At 67.2% G+C, this 23,101-nt stretch carries 15 protein-coding genes and 1 CRISPR repeat array; of the genes, 13 read left to right on the top strand and 2 right to left on the bottom strand.

Features of this window, described 5'->3' with window-relative positions:
• Positions 1-10: 10 nt before the first annotated feature.
• Positions 11-709: a CRISPR direct-repeat array (repeat unit 28 nt; unit sequence GTCGGCCCCGCACCCGCGGGGATGGTTC).
• 257 nt (positions 710-966) lie between these two features.
• Together H505_RS0132435 and istA are read right to left on the bottom strand one after the other, a co-directional pair.
• Positions 967-1,764, bottom strand: coding sequence for an ATP-binding protein (locus tag H505_RS0132435; protein WP_026405279.1), 798 nt, complete (start codon positions 1,762-1,764; stop codon positions 967-969).
• Positions 1,765-1,854: 90 nt separating this feature from the next.
• A complete protein-coding gene (gene istA / locus H505_RS0132440; RefSeq protein WP_211238611.1) occupies positions 1,855-3,390 on the bottom strand; it encodes an IS21 family transposase in 1,536 nt (511 codons plus the stop codon).
• 389 nt (positions 3,391-3,779) lie between these two features.
• On the opposite strand from istA, the gene H505_RS0132445 reads away from it, so the two are divergent.
• The 13 genes from H505_RS0132445 (at position 3,780) to H505_RS0132510 (ending at position 23,100) form a co-directional block, all read left to right on the top strand.
• On the top strand, positions 3,780-5,060 hold the full coding sequence (locus H505_RS0132445) for an N-6 DNA methylase (RefSeq protein ID WP_169528888.1): 1,281 nt from the start codon (positions 3,780-3,782) through the stop codon (positions 5,058-5,060).
• Positions 5,051-6,397 (top strand): restriction endonuclease subunit S domain-containing protein, encoded by a 1,347-nt coding sequence (locus tag H505_RS0132450; protein WP_026405282.1) that lies wholly within the window; start codon positions 5,051-5,053, stop codon positions 6,395-6,397. The genes H505_RS0132445 and H505_RS0132450 overlap by 10 nt, the downstream gene beginning before the upstream one ends.
• A 462-nt stretch (positions 6,398-6,859) precedes the next feature.
• Positions 6,860-7,513: a hypothetical protein gene (locus H505_RS45795; protein WP_034521002.1), complete on the top strand. Its 654-nt coding sequence runs from the start codon at positions 6,860-6,862 to the stop codon at positions 7,511-7,513.
• An 11-nt stretch (positions 7,514-7,524) separates the two neighbouring features.
• Positions 7,525-9,519 (top strand): HsdM family class I SAM-dependent methyltransferase, encoded by a 1,995-nt coding sequence (locus tag H505_RS45800; protein WP_051301436.1) that lies wholly within the window; start codon positions 7,525-7,527, stop codon positions 9,517-9,519.
• The gene (locus tag H505_RS48280) at positions 9,516-10,952 is read left to right on the top strand and encodes a restriction endonuclease subunit S domain-containing protein (protein WP_026405284.1); all 1,437 of its coding nucleotides are present in this window, start codon (positions 9,516-9,518) and stop codon (positions 10,950-10,952) included. The genes H505_RS45800 and H505_RS48280 overlap by 4 nt, the downstream gene beginning before the upstream one ends.
• Positions 10,949-11,407 carry a hypothetical protein gene (locus H505_RS0132475; protein WP_026405285.1) on the top strand — a complete coding sequence of 153 codons (459 nt, stop codon included), beginning with the start codon at positions 10,949-10,951 and terminating at the stop codon, positions 11,405-11,407. Before H505_RS48280 ends, H505_RS0132475 begins: the two co-directional genes overlap by 4 nt.
• Positions 11,404-12,540, top strand: coding sequence for a serine/threonine-protein kinase (locus tag H505_RS0132480; RefSeq protein ID WP_026405286.1), 1,137 nt, complete (start codon positions 11,404-11,406; stop codon positions 12,538-12,540). Before H505_RS0132475 ends, H505_RS0132480 begins: the two co-directional genes overlap by 4 nt.
• Positions 12,537-13,763 carry a hypothetical protein gene (locus tag H505_RS0132485; RefSeq protein ID WP_026405287.1) on the top strand — a complete coding sequence of 409 codons (1,227 nt, stop codon included), beginning with the start codon at positions 12,537-12,539 and terminating at the stop codon, positions 13,761-13,763. The genes H505_RS0132480 and H505_RS0132485 overlap by 4 nt, the downstream gene beginning before the upstream one ends.
• On the top strand, positions 13,760-15,814 hold the full coding sequence (locus H505_RS48285; protein WP_051301437.1) for an EVE domain-containing protein: 2,055 nt from the start codon (positions 13,760-13,762) through the stop codon (positions 15,812-15,814). The genes H505_RS0132485 and H505_RS48285 overlap by 4 nt, the downstream gene beginning before the upstream one ends.
• Entirely contained in the window at positions 15,811-16,986 is a 1,176-nt protein-coding gene (locus H505_RS0132495; RefSeq protein ID WP_026405288.1) for a hypothetical protein, read from the top strand. Before H505_RS48285 ends, H505_RS0132495 begins: the two co-directional genes overlap by 4 nt.
• Entirely contained in the window at positions 16,983-21,059 is a 4,077-nt protein-coding gene (locus H505_RS0132500) for a hypothetical protein (RefSeq protein ID WP_026405289.1), read from the top strand. Before H505_RS0132495 ends, H505_RS0132500 begins: the two co-directional genes overlap by 4 nt.
• Positions 21,056-21,964 carry a hypothetical protein gene (locus H505_RS0132505; protein WP_026405290.1) on the top strand — a complete coding sequence of 303 codons (909 nt, stop codon included), beginning with the start codon at positions 21,056-21,058 and terminating at the stop codon, positions 21,962-21,964. The genes H505_RS0132500 and H505_RS0132505 overlap by 4 nt, the downstream gene beginning before the upstream one ends.
• Positions 21,961-23,100 carry a hypothetical protein gene (locus tag H505_RS0132510; protein WP_026405291.1) on the top strand — a complete coding sequence of 380 codons (1,140 nt, stop codon included), beginning with the start codon at positions 21,961-21,963 and terminating at the stop codon, positions 23,098-23,100. Before H505_RS0132505 ends, H505_RS0132510 begins: the two co-directional genes overlap by 4 nt.
• The last annotated feature ends 1 nt before the right edge of the window (position 23,101 follow it).

Consider the following 23,101-nt stretch of genomic DNA (forward strand, 5'->3'; position numbering starts at 1 on the left):
CCAGGCCGCCGTCGGCCCCGCACCCGCGGGGATGGTTCGGTCAGGACGGCGAACGGGCCCTGGCAGGTGGGGTCGGCCCCGCCCCCGCGGGGATGGTTCCCGACTGGGTCACGTTGCGCGGGCTGGTCGCGAGTCGGCCCGGCACCCGCGGGGATGGTTCGAGCGGGCGGTGGATTTCCTCTGGGAGGCTGTGGTCGGCCCCGCACCCGCGGGGATGGATCCGAGCGTTGCCGCTCGAGCCAGAACGCGAACTTGTCGGCCCCGTACCCGCGGGGATGGTTCTTGACAACCCTCAAGAGGAGTCACCCGCATGGTGTCGGCCCCGCGCCCGCGGGGATGGTTCCCGCCACGCGTACCGGTGGGTGCGCAGCAGGTGGTCGGCCCCGCACCCGCGGGGATGGTTCGGAAGCGATGGCGGGCGCGGTCAACCGGTTCGGGTCGGCCCCGCACCCGCGGGGATGGTTCCGTCAAGGCCGCGTTCGTCCACTGGGGCACCGAGTCGGCCCCGCACCCGCGGGGATGGTTCGAACGCCGCCGGGCTCCTGACCGACATCGAGGCGTCGGCCCCCCACCCGCAGGGATGGCTCGAGGGCCTAACCGCACGAGACTTGCTAGGAGTCGTCGGCCCCGCACCTGCGGGGGTGGTTCCCACGACTTCGGCGGGAACGGGTTCTGGTCCGGGTCGGCCCCGCACCCGCGGGGATGGTTCGCTGAGGTTCCGGGGGCAGGATGACGGACTGTGGCCGGCCCCGCACCCCGCGGGGATGGTTCGCGGTCCCTGTGACAGCGCCGGGCTCGGGCAGACGTCGGCCCCGTGTCAACGGCCAGGTGCCACTTGGCCGTTGACAACGGACAAAGTTTTCGGCCGGGACAGCCTCGTACGTGCTGTGTGGACGGCCGTGAGTTTTTCGGGGTTGGCGGCCGGCTTGGTTGAGGCCGGCGGCCAACGGTTCCCGAGGTGGGTGGTCAGTTGGGTTCGGGTTTGGTGGCCAGTGGGATGACTCCGCGGCCGGCGAGGGCTTCGGCGAGGCGGTGGGATTCGCCGCTGGTTTCGACGAGGTGGGCTTGGTGCATGAGGCGGTCGACGGTGGCGGTGGCCATGGTCTTGGGCATGATGGTGTCGAAGCCGGACGGGTGGATGTTGCTGGTGACCGCGAGGCTGCGGCGTTCGTAGGCGGCGTCGACCAGGCGGTAGAAGGCTTCGGCGGTGTCGGCCTCGACCGGGAGCAGGCCGATGTCGTCGACCACGATGATGTCGCAGCGGCAGATCTTGGTGATGGTGCGGGCGATGGTGTTGTCGGCTTTGGCTCGGCCGATTGCGGCGGCGAGGGTTTCCAGGGTGAACCAGGAGACGGTCAGGTCGTGGTCGATGGCCAGGTGGCAGAGCGCTTCGAGGAAGTGGGTCTTGCCGGTCCCGGACGGGCCCGAGATCACGCAGTTCTCACGGCGGCCGGCCCATTCGAGGGTTTTCAGCGCGTTCTGGGTCGGGATCGGGATCGAGGACACTTCGCTCTTCCATGCCTCGAAGGTCTTGCCGTTGGGCAGGCCGGCGCTCTTGCGGCGGGCGCGGCGGGTGGCGGCGTCGCGGCCGACGGCTTCTTCGGCGAGCAGGACGCGGACGACTTCGGCGGGGTCCCAGCGTTGGGCGCGGGCGGTGGCCAGCACTTCGGGTGCGGCTTTGCGGGCGTAGGGGAACCGCATCCGGGTGAACAGCTTCTCCAGTTCGTCGGGGACGGGTGCGGGCTTGGGCAGGGTCACGCTCATATGCTTGGTCTCCGGAAAGTGTGTGCAGGCCGATCGGTCGGTCGGGGCGGCGGGGCTCGTGGCAGCGGGCTCCGCGCCGCTCGTGGTCTGTCAGGGCTGGGGGGCCGCGCGGACCCGGGCCCAGGAGCCGGTGCCGGGCTGGGCGGAGTGGGCCTCGTCTGCGATCGCCGGTGGACCGGCGGTGGTGGCGCTGCGGGCCAGGTGGTCGCAGATAGAGGCCAGATCGGAATCGCCGAACCGGCCGTGGACGGCCGCCAGCCCCAGCGCGGCGTCCACTCGCTGGTTGCCGACCAGGAACGCCAGTTCGACCGCGCGGGCCATCTTGGCGCGGATCCGGGCGACGCCGGTGGCGGCGGCCTCGGTCAGCCACGCCTCGGCGCCCGGCCCGATCGCCAGGAAGTCGCGTTCGGCCGGCGACTGCGGCCGCGGCTTGGGTGCGCGGGGGCCGTTGCCGCCGGGATGGTCGGGGTAGTGCGCCTCGACGATCCGGGGCCGGCCGGGCGTGGACAGCTTGTGCCGCCACAACTCCGTCAACCCGGTGTCGGCGGGCCGGTCGCCGGCGTCGTGGTCGCGGGGGCCGACGATGACCAGTTCGTCGCCGTGCACCCGGCACCACACCTTGCGGCCCTCGTGTCCGGGCGGTACCGAGTAGCGCACGTCGCCCCACCGGACGGTGCGGTCGTCGCCGACCAGGCGTTCCTCCCCGAGGGCGAGCGCATAGGGCTGCTCGGGCACCGGATGCAGATGGGCCTGCTCGGCGGTCAGCATCACCGCCGGGCTCTGGTGCGTGGCGCGGTGGGTGCGCAGGTTGACCTGCTCGCACCAGGCCGCGCAGGCGTCCTGGAGTTCGGCGAAGCCGCCGTAGGCGGCGCGCAGGTTGGACCGGGTGGGCACCAGATCGGCCTTGGCGATCTTCACGGTGTTCTCGACCCCGCCCTTGGACTCGGGGTCGAACGGCTCGCAGGTGTGCACGACACAGCCGTAGTGCCGGCCGAGCTCGACCATCTGCGGGTGCCGGACCGGGATCCGGGCCACGTGCTCGACGGTGACGGTCCGCGGGTTGTCGGTCAGCAGATACGTCGGTGCCCCGCCCACGATCCGCAGCGTCGCGTCCAGGCAGGCGGTCAGCGACCCCAGCGTCTGGTCCCAGGTCGGCAGCACCACCCGGAACTTCGACCAGGCCAGCCACGCGCAGAAAAGCTGGGTGCGACGTCCGGCGACCTTCGGGCCCTCGCCCCAGTCCCACTGCAGCCACATGCCCGGCTCGGGCACCCACGGCCGGTAGATGCGCCGGTTCCCCGCCCTCCAGGACTGCTTGATCGCCGCGACCGCCCGCCGGGTGGTGCGCTCGGACCCGGTGAACCCCATCGCGACCAGATCACGGTGCACGACATCGGCACGGATCCTGCCCTTGGACCGCTCGACCTTCTCCTCGATCTTGGGCAGGAACGGATCGATCGAGCGGCCCCGCCGCACCCGCCGCTCGGGCACGCCTCCCGCCGCCCGCAACGCCACATACCGCTGCACCGTCTCAGCGGCGCACCCGACCAGCTGCGCCGCCGACCACACGCTTCCGGTCAGGTCGTACGCCTCGAAGATCTCCAGTATCTCGGCATCGGACTTCATCGCCCCTCCCCGATCAGACGACTTCACGGAGCAACAGCCAAGCCGGACCCGAGAACACCGAAGCCCGCAGACGCGCGAGAAAGATCAACTCTTGCCGGGCCGTCGACCTCGACTTTTCCTGGCCGCCGACCAAGACCCCGATGGCCGCCCACCTCGAACGGCCCGGCCACCGAACCCGAGATCATGGTGGCCGCTTACAGTGCTGACCACCGGGACGGAATCGGCCTGGGCGGCGGCTTGAAGTCCGACGCTTCCAGACGCTACGGCGAGGCGGGCCGCCTTTTGGAGTTATTGGGGACGTGAGTGCGTGATAACTCTTGACGGTACTTCCCGTCCTGACTACTCTTCGTGTATCAATGGGCCTGTGAGCGCGTGACGGAAAGATGGTCTTGGACGCGAACACCTACCTCAGCAGCCTCGGGATCGACGTCACCGATGCCGCGCAGCCGGTCATCGGACGGCTGTCGCTCGCTGGGGAGTTCGTGCTCGGCGGCGAGCGCGGTGTGCTGCTACGCCCTAAGCGCGGTGATGTGTCCGACCGCTACCTCGAGCTCCTCGCGGGCGAGGGCTACGCATTCGTGGTCGTCGATGGCGGCAGCTATCCGTCGTTCTACGGTCGTGAGCAGGAGGGGCTCGTCCCCGTGAGGGCACTGCCCGTCGCCGACCGCAGCCACTTCCCGTCGGCAGGGGTTCTAAGGGCCTGGGGGCAGTTGATTCGCATGGCTGCCCATCACGGTGATGCGGCGGAGCTGGGCGTCGCGCAGATGGTCGCTCGCCTGGATGGCGATGAGGTGTTCGGGCCGGACCTCGTCCGACCCACGGGCGGCGTGCCCGTTTCGCGTCTCGGCGGTGACGAGTCGGTCGCAGTGGAACCGCTCCGCACGGCGGCTGCGCTCCTGGCCGGCTTTCGCCTCCGCCCGAACGCGCCCGATGAGTTGGCCCGTCTCATCGTCGTGCTGTCCTCACTGCTTCCCGACAAGGGCCAGTTCTCTGGGCTGACCGAGAGCGTGGCGCCCTTGGTGTGCGGACATCAGCTAGGCGCTCGTCGTTTCCTGGTCTCGGGCGGAGCCGGGGCGGAGATCGCCGCGCTCCTCGGCGCGGAGGGCACGATCTTTCTTCCGGCCGAGCTTCGCCTACTTGAGCCGTTGCTGGAGCGCCTGCTTCCGAGTGTCGAGCGCGTGTTCGCTGATTTACTGGAGTCGAACCTCGACGGGACCTACGACGGCGTGATAGTTGTTCCGCCGTTCGGCCTCCAGCTGAGCGGAGCCCAGCTGGGCCGCTTCGAGCTGTCGAAGCGCGGAGGCAAGGCGCGCAGCCGCGTGCCTGCAGAGCTGCTGTTCATCGAGCACGTGCTTGCGGCGATGTCCGATGGCGCTCTCCTCGTTACCGTCTTGCCCGAAGGTCTGCTCTCGAGCGCCGGGCATGCGGACTTCCGCGAGTGGTTGCTCGAACACGCACGTCTGCTGGCGGTCGTCAGCCTGCCTGCCGGAACCTGCTTCCGCAACACGGGGGTGAAGTGCTCCGTCGTGATGCTCCGCAAGCTGGCACCCGCCGACGACTACCCGATCCTCATGGTCGACGTGGAGTCACACGACCTCAGCGGCGACATCGGCGCGGCGCGGTCGAAGCTCGACGACTTCCTCGAACGGGAGGCAGCCGCATGCGCGTAACCACGCTCTCCCGCGCCCAGCTCGGCAAGCGGCACGTTCGCCTCGACCCGGCCTTCTACCTCGGGCGTGAGCTGGTGCGGTCGACGATGAGCTCGGAGGGCAGTCGACACGTTCGCCTCGAGGATATCGTCGAGTCCATCCACGACGGGGCTCGACTGCCTTCGGCTGCATCGGGGATCCGGATGCTCCGGTTGAACAACGTGCGGCCTTGCGAGCTGGACTTGAGCGGCATGACCCACGTAGACGGCACCACCGCCAAGTGGATCAATGTCCAGGAGAACGACGTCCTGTTCACGCGAGCAGCCCAGCCGTTTCGCGCGGCCGCGGTCCAGTCGGGGATGCCTCCAGAGCTCGCCGTGTCGTCGGAGCTAACCATCATCCGGCCCCGGCCGGCGGTCTTGCCCGAGTACCTGGCCGCCGTGTTCTGCACGCCCACGCTGAACCGGATCTTGCGTGACCTCGCGTACCGCGGTGGCTCGTCGGCGCTGCCGCGCCTTCGCCTCTCGGACATCGCGCGCCTCCCGATCCCGTTGCCCTCGCGCAGCCTCCAGGAGTCGCTCGGGCTGCAGTACCAGCGGGCCGTCGACCTGACCGCGAGCGCGCGCGCCGAGTTCAACGCGGTGGTGACGGCGATTCACACCGAGATCGATCATCGCGTCTCCGGGGTCAAGCCCCCCAGTAGCACAATCGAGGTGCTCCGATCGCAGCTGGCGGACCGGTGGGATGTCCCGTTCAATCGTGGGCGCGTGTTCCGTCATTCTTCGGCAACATCGTCGGCCATGCGACCGCTGCTCCAGCTGGCGAAGCCCGCCGGCACCAGCCTTCGAGGCCTCGCTGATGACGAGGAGGTCTTCGCCGTTCAGGCCGACGACGTGAACGAGAGCACCTTCCTCGTCGAGGGCGGAGAGGTTAGGCCCCTCTCCGCCCTGTCCTCCCGCATGCGGCAGCGGCTCGAGGTGGGCGATGTCCTGCTGTGCACGACGGGCTCGGGCGACCAGGTCGCTTACCTCGACGAGGAGCTCGGACGGGAGCGGCCGCTCCTCGGGAGTGCCACCTTCACCGCCCTCCGCTTCCACGAGACGCCCCGTGTTTTCGCCGTCGCGCTCGCCCATCCCCTCGTTCGCACGCAGCTCCGGCTGCTCTCGTCCGGGTCCGTGCAGCGCTTCGTCAACAAGCGCGACCTCGACGAGTTGCGCGTCCCAGTGCTGGGTCAAGTCTGGCGAGAGGACTTCGAGACTCGGCTCACCCGAGCGATGCAGCGTCGCCGCGAGGCGTTGCTGGCGCGGACCGCGCTCATCGAAGCGGCCGACGACTACCTTTGCGAGGCGATGTCGTGAGCGCCGTGGCGACCACCTTGAGCTCTCTCCTGGGCTGGACTCGCCTCGTGCGGCGCGAGGTGCTTACGCGGGCACTCGGGTCGGCGCCCCGCTTTGCCGTCGTGCCGGGGGGCAACATGCCGTCACCTGATCGGGTCGTACCGCAATTCACGCAACTGCCCCTGCTGAACCGCATGGTCGAGACGGTAGCGCTCGGCGAAGACGACCCGACGTGGCTTCAGCACAAGATCGAATTCAAGAACCTCCGCAACGTCCACTACTACCTCGAGGCCGCGCGTTGGGTACGGCTGATCGAGGAGGATGCGATCCGCCCGACCAGCCTCGGGCGCCGCTACGTCAGCTTTCGCTTCGAGCCTGACGTGATCCTCAAGGGGGTTCGCGGACGCGCGCTGCTCAAGGAGGTCATACGCGTGACCGGCGCGACGTGCCGACCTCGGACGTCGTCGCCAGCGTCCAGCGGCGTTGGAGCTTCCGCTACAGCAAGGGCACGGCTCGCGCCGCGCCCGCGACTTCTGCACGCTCTTCGGCCGCATCATCGACGAGGCCGCCAACCCGAAGGAGCGGCAGCTCGTGTTTCACTCGGCGTGGGTGGAGCCACAGGATCTTCTGGCTGTCAACGGCGGCGCCGCGATTTGGTCGGCCCTGCTGCTCACGCCGGTCAAGGGCAGCCAGCGTTCGAAATACTTCGCGGGACGAGGCGACCGACGCCCAGCTGCGCCTCCCGCTCATGGAGGAAGCATGACCGGCCCAATCACCTCGAAGATCCGCGACTTCCTGATCGGCCGCGGTTCCGCGACACCCGAGCGCGTTGCGGAGGCCGTCCCCGAGCTCACAGAGGTGGGGGGTGCCGAGCGGGCCCTCTTGCTGATGCGACTCGATCCGACACTCGAGCGGACAGGTAACGAGACGTGGGCGGCGCGGGGAACGGCGATCACCGACGACAGCCGTGTACGAATGGCCGTCGAGAAGTTCTTCGACGGCCGCCCGGGTGCTCCGCTGGCAAGCGCGGTGCAGGCGGTAGCGAACGAGACCAGCTTGCCAGAGCACAAGGTGTCCGAGCTTCTCACCGAGCAGTTCGTTGTGGCGGGCATCAACATTTTCAACCGGCGACGGTAGCGAGAGGACCCATGGTCAAGAGGAAGAACACCACAGACGCGCTCCGCGATGGCGCGCGGGAGAAGCTTTCGCAGCTCGGATACCAGCAGATCAAGGACGACTTCGCGCTCTTCGATCCGCTCGGCGACGGATCCATGTCGGCGACCGCCGAGCTCGTCGCGCTCGACGAGGACGAGCCCGTCATCCTCTTCGCCAGCGGCGAGCCCGGCGATGCCTCGCGGCCTGCCGTGCAGGACGACGCGAAGTTCAAGGCCGGCCTCGGCGCCGCCGCCGGTAAGCCGTTTCGCTTCGTCTGGGTGTGGGACGACGAGAACGACTTCATCTTCGACGTCGAGAAGGACGCGCAGGTCTCGGCGTTGCCGGCCCGGGACGAGTGGAAGACCGTCGCCCGGCCGATCTCCGACTCCCGCACCCGGCTCGTGCAGGAGGTCTCGGCCGAGTACCACCGTGGCGACTTCCGGGCGATCCAGCGCAAGTTCGATCAGCTGCACGAGGCCATCTACTCGCGCGGCGGCGTCAAGCCCACCAATGCCGCCATCGACGAGCTCGGCAAGCTGCTCTTCCTCAAGGTCCACCTTGAAAAGGCGCCCGGCTACGTGCTCACGAGCGGCGCCGCGAAGGGCAAGCGGTTCGCCGACATCTACTCGGCCGACCATGTGCGGGAGCACAAGAAGGACGCGGTCATCCAGCTCAAGGACGCCTTCCGCGAGATCAACAACCTCCCGCAGTACAAGGCGACCGACATCACTGGCGAGGTGCACACGATTTTCTCGTACGACGAGCCGTTGCGTCTCGAGAACTCGGAGGTCCTCGCCCTCGCCATCGAGGCGCTCGAGCTTCGCGATCGTGAAGGCAAGCCCATCCGGCTCTCCGTGCCCGACCGCGAGCTCCTCGGCAACGGCGAGAAGGCCCGCGAGATGCGGGCGCACCTCATCCACGAAGATCTGCTGGGCTGGGCCTTCGATGTGTTCCTTCGCGGCAAGTACGCGAGCGACGAAGGGCTCGCGACATACCTGACGCCTAGCCAAGTCGTGGAGTGCATGGCCCGCATGGTCTTCCACGACATCCCCGACGCGGACCTCTGGGCCCGACGGGGCGACGACGGACAACGCGAGCGCTGGAATCCCCAAACCGACGAGGAAGCCGCGCTCCCCGCCTTCCTCGTCGGTGACATCTGTTGCGGTACTGGGCGTTTTCCCATCGGCGCGCTGCGCGAGGTGAAGCGGCGCGTGCTCGACGACCGGCACGTCGGTCAATCTGACGACGACAAGCTGCAGTGGCTCTCGCAGATGAAGCGGCACAGCTTCTTCGGCGCCGACCAGGCCGCGGGCTCGATCCAGAAGGCTCGCATCAACATGCTGTTGTACGGCGAGGACCACAGCCAGCTGCTGAAGGTCGACGACTCGCTCACGGACCCGCACCTTGACCGGCTCATCGGGAAGTTCGACGTCATCCTGACCAACCCGCCGTTCGGCTCCGGCAAGTACGACGATCCTCGCGGGCTGGCGCGCATGCGCGACGAGGCGCGCGGACTCGAGCTCGGCTGGTCGTGGACGCCCGGAAACCGGGGGAAGCGGAAGGAGCTCGCCAAGGCGGACCCCGCCTCGCTGTTCATCGACCGGAACCTACAGCTCCTGAAGCCCGGCGGGCGGCTCTTGATCGTCGTGCCAGACGGCATCCTCTGCAACACGGGGGACGCCTACATCCGCGAGTACTTCATGGGGACGAAGGACGAGGAGACGGGTGAGTTCCTCGGCGGAAAGGCGATCGTGCGCGCCGTCGTGAGCCTGCCCACCGAGACCTTCTCCATTGCGGGCACGGGCGCCAAGACCAGCTTCCTCTATCTACAGAAGAAGCGGCATCCGGCCGAGGAGCAGGGGCCGGTCTTCATGGCTGTCGCTGAGCACGTCGGGTACCTGAAAAAGGGCAAGGCCGAGGTTCCGGACCCGCTTGGCAACGACCTGGTCGAGATTGCTTCGGGCTACCTCAAGCGAGGTTCCGCATGAGCGGCATCGCCTCTTGGGTCACTGCTAAGGACCTGCGGCATCGTCTTGACGCGGACTTCTACCGTCCCGAGTACCTGGATTTCGATCACCGCGCAGATGCGCGTGGACTGAAGATGCGGCAGGTGGTCGAAGTTTCCTCGCTTGTTACGGACGGAACCCACAAGACGCCGAGCTACGTCGATTTGGGCGTGCCGTTTCTTAGCGCCAAGAACATTCGGAACGGGTTCGTCGACGCGGGTAGTGGTCACAAGTACGTCAGCGCCGCGGAGTTCGATCAGCTTGAACGATGGAGTTGTGCGCCCCGACCCGACGACGTGCTCGTGGCGAAGAGCGGATCCATTGGTTCTGCTGGCCTGGCAAACGGAGCGTACGACCGGTTCGCCGTATTCGAAAGCGTCGCAATCATTCGGCCGAGCGGAGTTAGCCCGGCATACCTCTCGGCCTACCTCAATTCGCGCCTGGGGCAGCTCCAGATCCGACGCAACAGCAAGGGCGCTGTCATACGCCATCTCCACCTCGAGGACCTCAGGGAAGTCGAGGTACCGCTCCCCGAGCGTCGTATCCAGGACTACATCGGCGCGAAGGTCGAGTTGGCGGAGCGCTGTCGAGCGGCTGCCGAAGATCACTGGCAGAAGGCCGTCGGGTTGTTTCAGAGCCTGTTCGCTTGGTCCGCGCCGCCGCAGTTCTCCCTGACCTCGGTCCCGGCCGTTGCAGAGCTCTCGGGACGCCTGGATCCCAAGTACTACCGCAGAGAGTACCTCGACGCAGTTCGCGAGATTATCGCGTGTGAGCATGGCTGGGAGCCCATCGGCGACCTCGTCGCAGAGGTCAGCAATGGGATCGAGTATCGACAGTTTTGTTCTGATGGAGTCCCCTACCTGACGGTGACCAACGTGGGGCACGGCGACCTCGATACAGACGGTGCCCCTCGGATTCCGGTAGACGCGCCCATCTCTGACCGCGGCCGAATTGTTGAAAGTGATGTCTTGGTGGTCAGGACGGGGTCCATCGGCCAGGCCGCGGTCGTTCAACGTGATGCGGCCAACGCGGTCATCAGCTCACACTTCATTCGGCTCAGGTTGCACAAGGGCGATCTGGAGCAAGGCGCTTGGCTGGCATTCTTCCTCAATACCGAGCTGGGGAAGGCTCTTCAGTTTCGAATCGCCTATGGCGCGGTTCAGCCTCAGATCGGACAAGACGAGCTACTCCGACTGCCTGTGCCGCGGCTCAAGGCGGAGGTTCGTCGGGCGCTCGTTCGCGGGTTCCTCTCGCGGAGCGCACTGCGGGCCCACGCTCGCCGACTCGTCAACGAGGCCAAGGCCGATGTCGAAGATATGATCGAGGGCACTCTCGACGTGCGGGCGATCCTCGCCGGGACGCTCAAGGCGCCGACCGTGGACGACATCCCGGAGCTGGCGGAGGACAGCGCATGAAGGTGCTCGGCATCGCTCCCAGCTCGACCGACTTCAAGTGGGCGCTCCTCGATGGCAGCCGGGCTCAACCCCGCGTTCTGCCGCTTCCGTCCAAGTCGCAGAAGCTGCCCGTCGACGCATGCGAGGGGCATGCGCTGCTGAGCCTTCGTCGGCTGCTCTCGACGTTCCTGGCGGAGCGGGGAGTAGAGCGAATCTGCGTCCTGCAGGCCGCCTCCTCGCAATTCCGAGGGCCGTCGGCCTCGCGCGTCAAGGCAGAGGGGATCGTCCAGCTAGTTGGCGCTGAGCTCGAGCTGGCCGTTGACCTGGTCGCGCCGCAATCTCTCCGCGCACAGGAGAAGCAATTCGCCTCCATCGCGTCTGCTTCTCCCGAGAACGTGTTGAACGGCGGTGCGGACTTCAAGCCGAAGACCTGGCGAGACGCGGTGCTCGTCGGGTGGTGGGGACTCGACGAATGAGCACGACCCTTCAGGACGTCCAGCAGCTCATCGCGGTGACCGGGAAGTATAGGCTCGAGGCGGAGAACACCGAGGGAGCGAACGCGTACGCGTTTCGTGCGCATCACGTGCCCCTCGACCTGCCGGTGTTCCTGAAGGTCCTCTACCCCGATCCGAGCGGAGACCTCTTCGCGGAGCCGCGCCTGCTTGTGGAGGCGACCAGGACAGAGGGCAACGGAAGCAACCTCGTGCGCGTCCACGATGCGCAGCGCCTCGGCGACGACTTCGTCCTCGTTGCCATGGAGTATGTCGACGGCGGCAGCATCCTCTCGCGGCTGAGCGGCGGACCGCTCCCGATGATGGAGGCCGTCTGCGCGGCGATTGGCATCCTGCACGGGCTCGCGCAGCTTCACCAGGCGCTCCTCGTTCATCGGGACATCAAGCCGGCGAACGTATTGATCTCGCAGCGACACGGGCGCATCTGGCCGAAGATCACCGACTTCGGGTCGGTCGCGCGACTGGCTCATGCGAGTGCGAGCGTTACCGCCTCGCGCCACAGCGCGCTTTACGTGCCGGCCGAGGGGTGGGCGACGCCGAGTCGCTACGACGTGCGGTCGGATCTCTACCAGATTGGTCTGGTGCTCTTCGAGATGGTGCACGGCGCTCTGCCGTACAACGACGACGCCTACCTGGATTGCGAGGCAAAGAAGGAGCTTCGCGACCTGGCAAAGGCGTCGGGCAGCCGCGTCGACGATTTCGACAGGCAGAAGGTGGTCGACCGTGCGCTGGCCCGGGCCGCGGCCGGAAAGGGCGTGATCTCCTTCGGGCGGTTGCAGCCGTACGTGCCCAAGAGCCTGGCGCGCATTATCAACAAGGCGGTCGCGCCCGACCCCGCCGCCCGATACCAGACGCCGTCCGAGATGATCGGCGACCTCGAGGCGCTCCGACTGCCCGACTGGAGGCTGGCTCCCTGCGGTGAGCAGTACGCCGCCAACGGATGGTCGGGCTGGGACTGGAGCATCGGGAAGGATCCGAAGAAGCCGGAGCAGTGGGTCGTTCTGCGTTCCCGTCAGGCGGCGGCGAACTTCCGCCGGTGGGCCGCGGCCGACAGCGCACGAGCGGCCTGTCAACTCGTCATGGAGGCTGCGGCATGAGTCTCCCCGCCCGCCCGAACGACGCGGTGTCGCTCTTCGAGCATCTTGCCCAGTGGGGCGAGGTGTCGGCTTACGAGGCCGAGGACCTCGGCGCTGGACCGTGGGTCTCGGTGTTCGAGAATGCAGGCGCCCTTGAGGCGGTTCAGGACAAGCATGGTCGTCCGGTGGCCTGGCACCTGACGCCACCCTTCGTGCACCTCCTTGAGTGCGACGCGCAACAGGTCGGGCGTCGCCTGTGCTTCGCGGTCCCCGAGTACCGCGCCTACCTGCTGAGCATCCTCGTCGAGGGGCTGGTCGGTGCTGGCAGCGCGGGCATGACCGTGAAGCTCGAGGAGTGGACGAAAGGCGACCTCGCGCCGCTGCTGGCCGAGCTCAACGCTTTCCTCGCACCTCTGGAGGGCGGCAAGCGCCTTGTCGATCTCGCGCCCACGGAGCTCGAGGCTCGCATGGCCGACCTCCCCGAGCGGTCGCGGTCGTTCGCCGACTGGGACAGCTACGCACTCGGATACTCCGCGGGTCCGAAGGAACTTTTCGGGTTCGCGCTGCGGCGCTTCGGCCCCGCTTGCGTGCCGCTGCCTATCGCCGTCGAGACCGCTGCAGTGCTGCGACCGCTGCCGCTCAATCGAGAGGACGGCTTCGGCCTTGGCAGCGCCTCTATGCCGCGGCCGTGGAATACGCAGCGCTTCGGCGTGCTGAGCGGCGCCCCGATCGCCGATGCCCGTGGCCAGCGCATGTTCGACGAGGAGGCACCGCTCAACGAAGCGCTCCACGAACATCTCCGTGATGCCGTGTTGGAGCACCCGTTCTATGCCGCGGTGATCCACCTGGGCATCTGCGCCTGGCGCGCGCCAGCGTCGACGATGCCCACCGTGGAGCTCTACGTGCCCGCGTCTGGCGGCCTGCACGACGTCTTGGTGCTCGTGGACTCCCGCGGGGTCGGCCGCGTGGCCGAACTGCTCGGCGACCTCGTCTGCGTGCAGGGCTACGCACCCTTCGGCCTCGTTGACGGCCGAGTCTCCGAGGAGCTCATGGGCAACCTGCTCCGGAACCTCCTCGAGCTTCGAATCCTGCGCCACCAGGACGAGCTCCTGGTGCTCGACGACAGCTACAGATCGTCACTGATGGCGGCGCGCCTGCGCACCGTGTACCGGCCCGGCAAGGAGCTGCAGAAGCGCATGGTCGAGGAGCTCGCGCTGCGGGCGTCGGAGGGAGGTGCCACATGAGGCCTCGCAAGGTCGCTGAGGTCACCTCGGCCGGGGGCGCTGCCGTGCCCGGCATGAAGGAACCAAGGGTCTGGATCTTCCAGGCCAATCCCAAGTTCTACCGGCTCCTCGAGGCCCTCCAGCACCTCGACCGGATGCAGTTCCTGACCAACCGATACAAGGACCGCATCCACGTCGGCGACATCGTCCTGCTTTGGATGTCGGGCAATCACGCGGGCATCTACGCCCAGGCCCGTGTCGTGGAGGGCGTCGCGGATCGGAAGTCCGATGGCGACGATGCGGCATTCTGGGCGGATCCAAGCAGCGGAGCCACGACCAAGCCTCGCGTCGTGCTCGCGATCGAGAAGCGGTTCCTCGGCAACCCGCTCCTCAAGACCACCATCGCGGCCACGGAGGGGCTGGCCAACCTGATGATCCTCCGGCAGCCGAACGGCACCAACTTTCCCGTCCACGCTGACGCGTGGGAACTGTTGCGACCGCTCCTGCCTACCGAGGAGACCCGCGAGCCGGCGCGTGAGGTCCTCACGTGGGCGATGAAGCGGGCCAGGGCCGGCAAGATCTACGACGAGAGCTGCAACGAGCTGCTCGAGCGCTTCGTCGCCGAGACGTTCGCCGATGGAGAAGAGCACTCCCGGGACGAGATCACGAGCTGGTTCGCAGTGAACTACCCGCTCTTCAAACCGATCACCGTTCAGTGCCACATCGAGAAGTACACGACTAACTTCCGCAGTCGCGTCCACTACAACGCGACGCTAGAGCACGACCTCCTCTTCCGCGTCGACGACGACTGGGCGCGCCTTCGCCTCTACCGACCGGGCGACGATCCTGCGCCGATCCACGACAAGCCTGACGTGCCGAAGGGCTCGAAGGCCAAGACGTCGAGGAAGGCGGAGCAGGTCTCACCCCTCGACCGCAATCGCCGGCTGCTCGCACATCTCGCCACCCTCGGCGAGCTCACGCCGGGTGATCTCGAAGACCTCAGGCTGGATGAGGCACACCTGAGCGACTGGCTCGACTCGCTGCTGGCGCGTCGTCCCGAGGCACACGTGGCCACCCCGCTCTTCTTTCACCTCATCGACGGAGACGCGGGCCCGTCCGCGTTCACCACCCGGCTCGCGGCGCGCTTCATGGGCGAGCACCTCCGGCGACACGCCCCGGAGCCGATTCCGGAGCTCGAGGAGCACGTCTGGGCACGGTTCGGACGTTGGCACCTGACGCAGGCCCACGGCGGCGATCAGAAGACGCACGCCTACCTGAGCGTGCCCATCCGCGAGCCGCGCGACGTGGCGGCCTCGGAGCGACTCGACCTGTTCGCTCAGCTTCCGCCGAAGGTGATCGGGGACCTGATTCGAGAGCCCGAGTTCCTCTCGGAGCAGCAGTCCTGGAGCGCCGACGCGGCGTTGAAGTCGTCGGAGGGGCCGCTCAGCACGCAGCTCCGTCGAAGCTGGAAGCGCCCGTTGCTCCTCAGCACGGTGGAGCTGCTCGTGGCCGACGACGGCCAGGTGCTAATCGGCGAGATGAAGCGCACCGAAGTGATGGCCCGAAGCTACGTCGTCGCCGGCCTACCGCTCTGTCGCCACGGCGAGTGGGAGCCTGCCGCCACGCTCGGTCACGAGGCCGCCGCAGAGCGACTCTTCCAACACCCTGTCGCGGCGGCGCTCCTTCAGTTCGAGGTTCACCGCCTGTTCGCTGGCCTGGCGGGCGATGTGGCGGCGCTGATCCACGTCGGTGCGGGTGTGGCGCATCTCGAGCTCGACGGCGAACGGCGGGGCCCTCTGTGGCGCCACGTCCGCTCGATGCTCGAGCAGGTCGGCTACTGGCCGGTGGGAGCCAGCACCCAGGATTCGCTCTGGGCGAGCGCCGTCCACGTGATGCTAAAGAACCTCGAGCTGCTCGATGTGTTCGAGCGCGACGGTGACGTGCTGCGCCTGACCGACGACTACCAATCCAAGATCAAGGCTCATCCGGGACACCTGCAGAACCGGGGCGAAAAGCCCTACCGCGTTCGCCTGTCGCAGTTCCTGGCGGCTCTCCACGGAGGACAGGCATGAACACGCCGTTGGTGCGCATCGCGCTCCCCAAGCTGTTTCTATGGAGCGAGGCGGCTCGCATCCAGGAGTACCCGGAGGCGGCGGCCCGTGCCGAGCCAGGCCGCGTCTATTCACGGGCGGATCTCGAGCGCGTGGTCTTCGACATCGCTCCCACGATGGAGTTCAAGGGCGGGGCGTCGCGCGGCAAGGGGACCGACGGCGTCATCAACACGTATGGGATGGAGCGCAGCGGCGCCCGCTACCGCATCAACGGGATCAGCCTCTTCGAGCGGGTTGACAAGGGCCTTCGGGCCACCGCGGAAGGCGTCGCGCTGGGGAAAGTGTTTCGCGAGGCGGACGCTGACATCGACTGGGCTCGCGCCCTCGCGGAGCAGCTGCTTCGACGTGACCCTCGCACGCGCTTGGTGATCGCGCTTTGCCTTGCGGGGTGGCAATTGGAAGTCGAGGCGCCGGGCGGTATCCCCACGGGCGCATTGTCGCTCACGTCGCCCGAGGGTGATGTCCTTGGGATCGCACAGCGCAACTGCGTCGGCTTCAACATGCTGCTGCGCGACAACGCCGAGCTCGCCCTCGGGCCGCGTTGGCGTGCTGACCTTTCGGCTCTGGGTGAAACCGCGGCGGTCGTGTGGGAGGGCGTCCAGGGTGGAACGCCGTCGACGAATGACCTCCCGACCGCGCTCAAGAAGGCCCTTGCCGTGTTCTTCCACATCCGAGCCTTCGATGGTGGTCCCTCGACCTGGAGCCTGGACGCCAGCGGACTCGCCGATGCGCTGGCGGTTGAGGACCTCGTCGAGCTCGGATTCGAGGGAGCTGCGCCTGTGCGGCTCACCGAGGACGAGGCGTTCGCGCGGGCGCTTCGCGATTGCTCGGACGCCGAGGGCTTTCTCATCGTGAGTCAGCTCGGCGAGCGCTTCGGCGAGCTCCTTCAGGTGCCGGACGAGGATCGAGCCGCCATCCTCGACAGCTACATCCGGACAGCGATGTACCACGACCAGCTGCGGGTGCTCGACCGCCACCCAGGACAGCCCCGCATGGGACGAGGGCTGTTCGGCGAGCCCGGTGCACGTCGCGTCCGGATCGAGTTCACGCCTATCCACAAGACTGCGAACGTCGAGTCTGAGGAGCAGACCCCCGCGGGTTCATCCAGCGAGATGCAGGGAGCAGACCGATGACCATTACCAAGCCGTGGGCCGCCAAGGGGGTGGCGCTCTATCCGCCTTCCTTCTCCATGGTGGGCCAGAACCAGGTGTTCAACGCACTCCACCAGTTCCGCCGGTCCTTCGGGGACGGTGCCGCGGACGACATCGCCGGCTTCTTCATCGCGTTCGGCGACTGGGGTCTGGGCAAGACGCGGCTTGGCTACGAGCTCATCGCGGAGGCGACGGGTCGCGTCGACCGTTGGCTGCTCAACAAGAACGAGTACGTCATCCCGCCCTTCCATCAGCCGGACAAGAAGCCGCGTGTGCTCGAGCCGGCGCTGCAGGATGGGGTCCTGCCGCTCTACATTCGCTACAGCACCGTGTGCGATGACGCGCTCGACGCTGCGACGTGGGTGGCCCGCCTGGCGGTCGAAGCCCTGCGGCACACGTTGCGCGCCACCCCCGCGGCTGGCGGGCCGCGGGACCTCTACGAGGACCTCAAGGCGGCGATGCAGGCCAAGGGCGTGGACCTGAAGGCGCTCTCGCTCGTCGACGACGATACCCGAGCGTTCGAGGACCGGCTTCGCGATGCGAAGCAGGTCTTGCGTGATGCTGGCCTGAACCACCTCTGGATCATCGTCGACGAGGTCGAGACGCCCGGTGACCTGAAGCGGGGCCTGCGTGAGGACACGCAGACCAAGGTCGACGACGAGTACCTCCTGATGGTCTCGGAGGTCATCAAGCACGAGAACTGGCGAAACCAGCATCCGGACGTGAACTTCCTGCTGCTGTGCAGCGTGGGCATGCGCGACCAGATCCACATCGGTCCGAATCTGCGCCGAGCGAGCTCGGTCACGATCGAGCCGAACCAACTGACCGACGTGGAGAGCTACGTCGACGACACCAAGGGCAGCCTGGGCGACCCGCACGTTGTCGAATACCCGGTGGGTACGCTCGAGGGCGCGTTCCTTTCGGCCAACCGGAACTTCGGCTGGCTGAACGTGATCATGGCGTCCATCCACGAGACGCACGCTCGGCACATGGAGCGCGGCGACGGCTCGAGTGCGTGGGAGCTCCTGAAGGACTTCGCCAAGACCGATGCCCGGGCCAAGCACATATTCAACGACGACGCCGTCCTGCCCCTGCTCGGCAAGGTGAACGGGGTACCCAAGCAGGAGGTGGAGCGGCTCGTGTACGGCCAGCTGCCGGCTCCGGTCGGCGGAGCGGCGAAGTCGGCGTTGACCGAGGAGATGGCCGATGCGCTGCTCGCCCACGAGGTCGCCGGGCGGGGCCCCGCCTTCGCGGAACTCTTCCAGGTTCACATCGACGAGCGCGCGCTCGCGAACGAGCTGACCCTTCCTGAGTTCGGCTTCAAGGCGAAGGAAGGGAAGACCGACACGTATTTCACCCCGACCTGCGAGGTATCCGTCGTCGGACTGGTCGAGGCCTTGCGCGCCTTCTCCGTTGCGATTGGGGGAGCCCCGGGCGCGGCCGGTGACTTCGTCGTCTACACCGACCTCGAGCAGTGGGGCGAGCAGCTCGCGGCGCTCTACCCGCGCGAGGGCATCGAGTTCGCGGCCGAGTCGCTCCACCGCATCTTCTCCAAGCCCAAGTACCGGGTCGACGGGACCCGGTTCATCGGGATGTCGTTCCGGCTCTGGCGTGAGTTCAACAAGCTGCTGGTCTCGGCGGCTGAGAGCGTTCGCTTCTTCAAGGACGGCAAGCACGAGGCTCCGCTCGACCAGTACGTCCGCGGCGTCAGCCAGACGAAGGCGAAGCGCGGGACGGCGATCTGTCTCGGCCTCGCGAAGCTCCTCGACGACCACCTCGGGGACGACGACACCAAGCAGGTCTCGGGGCTCAAAGACGTTCCGCACAAGGCGCTCACCTCCGCGTTCGGCTCGCCGTCGCTTGACGGGCTTCGGGTCACGCCGGATGGTCGGTGCACGATCGTGTACTGCCTGGACGCGCAGGAGACCCTCGACAAGCTCCGCGCCTACATCGGCCTCGAGCGGGTCCACCCGATCCTCGTCCTGTTCCCGGCAGGCGCGGACGTGGCCTCGTTCGAGCAGCAGCTCGATGCTTTGCCGGCCCTTCGCCGCTGCGTCCTGATCCGGCGCCTCGTGTCGCAGGAGGAGGAGTTCCTGATCAAGTACTCGGGCAGGGGCTCCGCCTACAACGCTCACGAGGCACGCCTGAGCAACGTCGCGAAAGGGCTCGAGGGGTCCTACCGCGACGAGTGGCAAGCGAAGAGCCGGGAGTGGGCGAACGGCCTCCGCAAGTCCGGCTACCTCCTCGCGCCCATCTGGAGCCGCAGGACCGGCAACACGGCCGATTTTGCGAAGGGCTACCGCTACATGTTGGCGAAGGACTGCTCGCTCGATGCAGCCGCCGACACGGCCGGCGGACCCCTGAACACCGTGGAGTTCGAAAACTGCCGGCAGGCGGCGAAGAAGAACATCGATGCACCGGCCGCGTGGAAGTACGGCGACCTCCTCGGCGTGCTGACGACCGACGGAAGCCTGCTTCCGAAGGTGCCTCGGTGCTTCTTTGCGCTCCTCCAAGAGCTCAAGACACAGTCGGCGGTGAACAAGCTGGCCAACAGCTTCTTTTTCGTGGTTCCCGACAGTGAGATGAAGGCACCGCAGCAGCTCGAGCAGATTCTCGAGGTGCTCATCGGCATCGGGCTCGTCCGCAAGAAGAACGACCTCTACAAGGCCGTCGACCGGACGATGCTCGAGAGCCGCCGCCAGTCGGCGTCGACCTGGCTCGAAGGGGAGTGCAAGGACTCGGCCAAGACGCTCACCGACCTGTTCCCCACGCAGGCCGGCATTCTGCGGAGCAACAACTACCCCATGGCCAAGCAGCAGCTGGTGACGGCGGAAAAGCAGATTCAGCAGGTGAGCTCGGACCACCTGACCGCCGACATCGACAGCCTGACCGAGGGATCGCTCAAGATGGTCGTCGCTCAGGTCCTCGACATCGAGGAGTGCATCCTCGGTGTGTGCCCGCTTGAGATAGGCGAGACGACGCTCCACTTCGACTGCTCGCCAGCGCGAATCCTGTCCTACGAGACCCGGTATTCGAAGCTCTCGCTGTGGGAGCGGGTCGCCTTCCTGGCATGGTTGAAGAAGACGTTCCTGGCGACTCGGGGCGAGATGATCGAGGAGATCGACCATCTGCTGGGCGAGGCGGCCACGCTCGATGAGGCCGAGGGCCACCCGTTCCCCATTGCCCCGGTCACGCTGCCGCTCAAGGCTATCAAGTCCGAGCTCGAGGACGCGGTGAAAGGGCCCGCCGCGGCAGGCACGCAGACGCGGGTGGCGACGATCCCGGTCGCGTCGTACACGCTGATGATCGACCAGTACCTGGTCAACTCGCAGTACGAGTATGCGTGGAAGCGCATGGACGCGCTGAAGGACCTGATCAGCCAGGAGCGGCCGGGTAGCTTCTTCGCGCGGTTCAAGAAGCTCCATGAGCAGTGGGCGATGGCGGTCAAGGACTACAAGGCTGCCGCCTCCGCGTGGCAGTCGCTGGGCGACTTCGCGGCCGACGCCCCGCAATCGGTGCAGGCCTCGCTCAACCCACTCAAGCTCGAGGTCCAGAAGTTCCGCGGCCTTATGGAGGGAGGTCTGAAGCAGCAGGTGCAATCGCTGATCGACGAAGTGGCGGATGCCGAGCTTTTGAAGAGCCTGGAGACCGAGGTCGTCGCGACCGCGCAAGCGGTCCAGGGGCTCCCGCAGCAGGTCACCGAGAAGTTCGACGAGCTCAAGACGGAACTCCGGCAGGTGATCCGGCAGAAGGAACTGCGCGCGCTCAACCGAGTCCTGAAGTCGAACGGGAAGCCGGCCAAGGCGGAGCCGACGCCGGCTGCGACCTTCGGGACCACGAAGGCGCGCTACGAGGCGTTCAACAGCCAGGTCTCCCAGGAGGGCGCAGGCTTCTTCGAGGGCGCTGGCACGGGCGTCCACTTCGGTCTGTGGGTCGACATCTCCGGCGACCTGGAGGCCGGCTCCTACGACGAAGACCAGCACCCGGACCACGCCGGCGCGATTCGTGAGCTCAAGGAGATGAAGCTCATCCGCTCGAAGCTGGAGCTCCGATGAAAGCGCGCATCGTCGAAGCACAGGCTGACCTGTTCGAGGTCGGCGTCCTCTCGCAGACGGCCGAGGTCGAGAGCGTTCCCATGGATCGGCTCCTGGCTGATCCGTCGGGGCCTCCGCTCGTCGTCGTCGGGGGGCTGCTGGATGCCGAGCGCCTTGTCGACACGCGCAAGCTGTCGTCCGCGCTCGCGCGGGCGCGGGTCGCCGTCATCGTTGTGCCGCCGTTCACGGATCTGGACCTCGGCCGCTACTTCGAGACGCCGGTCCAGCTGGGAGCCCGACGCCGAGCCGCGGATTCGGCTGCTCGCATCATCGACGGTGCGCTCGAGGAGGTCCTCGGCGGAGAGGTGAAGGTCCGGTCGGACCACTTCTTCGACACGGCACTCGGCGCAGGCGTACTTGCCGTTGATGCCCGGAGCAAGCCCGTGCTCCTCCGGTACCAGGCGACCAATACCGCGGGTCCGGTGTTCTTCTCCGCGCTCCAACTGCTTACCTACACGGCGCTGACCGACGAGGCGCATCGCCAGAGCCTGCTTGGGCACCTCTTGTCGTGGACTCCGTCGGTCACAGCGGAGGCCAGGCAGATCGCATGGCAGCCATCGAGCCCGCCGAACGCCGAGGCGGTCGGCGAAGGGGTACTCGTCCCCGTTGCGCTGCTCCTTGCGGCCGGCGGCCCACAGACAGCGGAGCTCTTGCGCTCTCGAGCGGGGGCGCTCCTTGGCGTGGACCTGAGCGCCAACGACGTCGGTCGAGCCCTCGACGAGCTCACGCGTCAGGGGCTCGCGGCCTCCGACGCGTCGGCACCGAGCGATCGCGGGGCTCTCGTCCGGTTTCTCGAGCAGCGCGGGATGCACCCCTACCTTCGTGAGCTTGGGGCCCTGCTCGCCTCAGAGGAGACGACCACATGAAGAGCATCGAGCTGGCTCGCGCACTCGCCGCGGCAATGAGCCTGCGGCTTCCCGGCACCGTCGGGAAGATCGCCAACAAGATGCGGTACATCGACTCGAAGGCCCCGCTCTTCGTGCGTGGCGGCATCATCCGCAGCATCGAGTCGCGCCGGTTCGATCGCGTCTACGCCGTGGGAGTTTCCTCCAAGAGCCGGAGCATGCCCGCCTTGGGCGGCATGCTCTATGGAGCCGCGGCGCTCCGCCACGACATCGTCGTGTCTGGCAACCAGGTGACGGAGGGCTTCCAGGACAGCCGTGTCGACATCAACGACATGAACTTCCTGGACGCGTCCGAGCGACTTGCATGGAAGGAGTACATCCTCGTCTACCAGCTCCTGACAGACCTCCTGGATTCGGACACGAAACCGGACGTCATCTTTGTCGACATCCCGCTCCTTGTCCCGCGTGCCGAGCAGAGTCTCAGCCTCGCCGAGCCCGACGTCGAGGAGGAGTGGCTCGAGCTGATCGAGGTGATGGAGGCGTTCTGGCAGAGGTTCCTGCCGTCCATTTACCCGAATGACCCGAACGGTCCGTTCCTCGTTTCGCTTCAGTCGCGCCGCGACCTCAACGCCGCCGTCTTGAACGCGCTCCGTGAGAAGGGACCGGCGGGTTCCCCCGAGGCGATCAGCAGCGAAGCGCTGGACCTCGTGCAAGGTGAGTGGGCGGAGCTTCGGCGGGTCGGTGTTCTCCGCTTCCTCCGTGGTGCCCTGCGTGCAGGGCATCGGACGGCCGCCTACTACTACGAAGCGCTGGGGCGCCAGATGAAGCGCTTCGAGCCTCGGACGGTCGCGAACCACGGGCTCATCGGCTTCCACATCCAGGTCGGCCTCCGAACGCCGATTTGGAAGATCGAGACCGTCGGTGCTCCGGGGCAGTGGGACTCCGAGGCCCTCGACAGGCTGGCCAGCATCACCGCCTTCCTGACGCTGAACGACAATCCGCGGATGAAGCCGCTGCCGCTCTGGTACGCCGAGCAGCTCGTAATGATGCCGCGCGAGGTCTTGTCCAACTACCTTCGTTCGACCCTGGGCATGCTCAAGGACCGTGCCGTTGACCGAGCCTGGCTCGAGGGCGTCGACACCATGGATGAGGAGTGAG

The sequence above is a fragment of the Actinomadura rifamycini DSM 43936 genome (assembly GCF_000425065.1).
Taxonomy (GTDB): Bacteria; Actinomycetota; Actinomycetes; order Streptosporangiales; family Streptosporangiaceae; genus Spirillospora; species Spirillospora rifamycini.

Excerpts from the sequence above, each read along its gene's own strand:
- H505_RS0132505 (WP_026405290.1), top strand. The coding sequence starts at position 21,056 with ATGAAAGCGCGCATCGTCGAAGCACAGGCTGACCTGTTCGAGGTCGGC.
- H505_RS0132450 (WP_026405282.1), top strand. The coding sequence starts at position 5,051 with ATGCGCGTAACCACGCTCTCCCGCGCCCAGCTCGGCAAGCGGCACGTT.
- H505_RS45800 (WP_051301436.1), top strand. The coding sequence starts at position 7,525 with ATGGTCAAGAGGAAGAACACCACAGACGCGCTCCGCGATGGCGCGCGG.
- H505_RS0132435 (WP_026405279.1), bottom strand. The coding sequence starts at position 1,764 with ATGAGCGTGACCCTGCCCAAGCCCGCACCCGTCCCCGACGAACTGGAG.
- istA (WP_211238611.1), bottom strand. The coding sequence starts at position 3,390 with ATGAAGTCCGATGCCGAGATACTGGAGATCTTCGAGGCGTACGACCTG.
- H505_RS48285 (WP_051301437.1), top strand. The coding sequence starts at position 13,760 with ATGAGGCCTCGCAAGGTCGCTGAGGTCACCTCGGCCGGGGGCGCTGCC.
- H505_RS0132485 (WP_026405287.1), top strand. The coding sequence starts at position 12,537 with ATGAGTCTCCCCGCCCGCCCGAACGACGCGGTGTCGCTCTTCGAGCAT.
- H505_RS0132475 (WP_026405285.1), top strand. The coding sequence starts at position 10,949 with ATGAAGGTGCTCGGCATCGCTCCCAGCTCGACCGACTTCAAGTGGGCG.
- H505_RS0132500 (WP_026405289.1), top strand. The coding sequence starts at position 16,983 with ATGACCATTACCAAGCCGTGGGCCGCCAAGGGGGTGGCGCTCTATCCG.
- H505_RS0132495 (WP_026405288.1), top strand. The coding sequence starts at position 15,811 with ATGAACACGCCGTTGGTGCGCATCGCGCTCCCCAAGCTGTTTCTATGG.
- H505_RS0132510 (WP_026405291.1), top strand. The coding sequence starts at position 21,961 with ATGAAGAGCATCGAGCTGGCTCGCGCACTCGCCGCGGCAATGAGCCTG.
- H505_RS0132480 (WP_026405286.1), top strand. The coding sequence starts at position 11,404 with ATGAGCACGACCCTTCAGGACGTCCAGCAGCTCATCGCGGTGACCGGG.
- H505_RS48280 (WP_026405284.1), top strand. The coding sequence starts at position 9,516 with ATGAGCGGCATCGCCTCTTGGGTCACTGCTAAGGACCTGCGGCATCGT.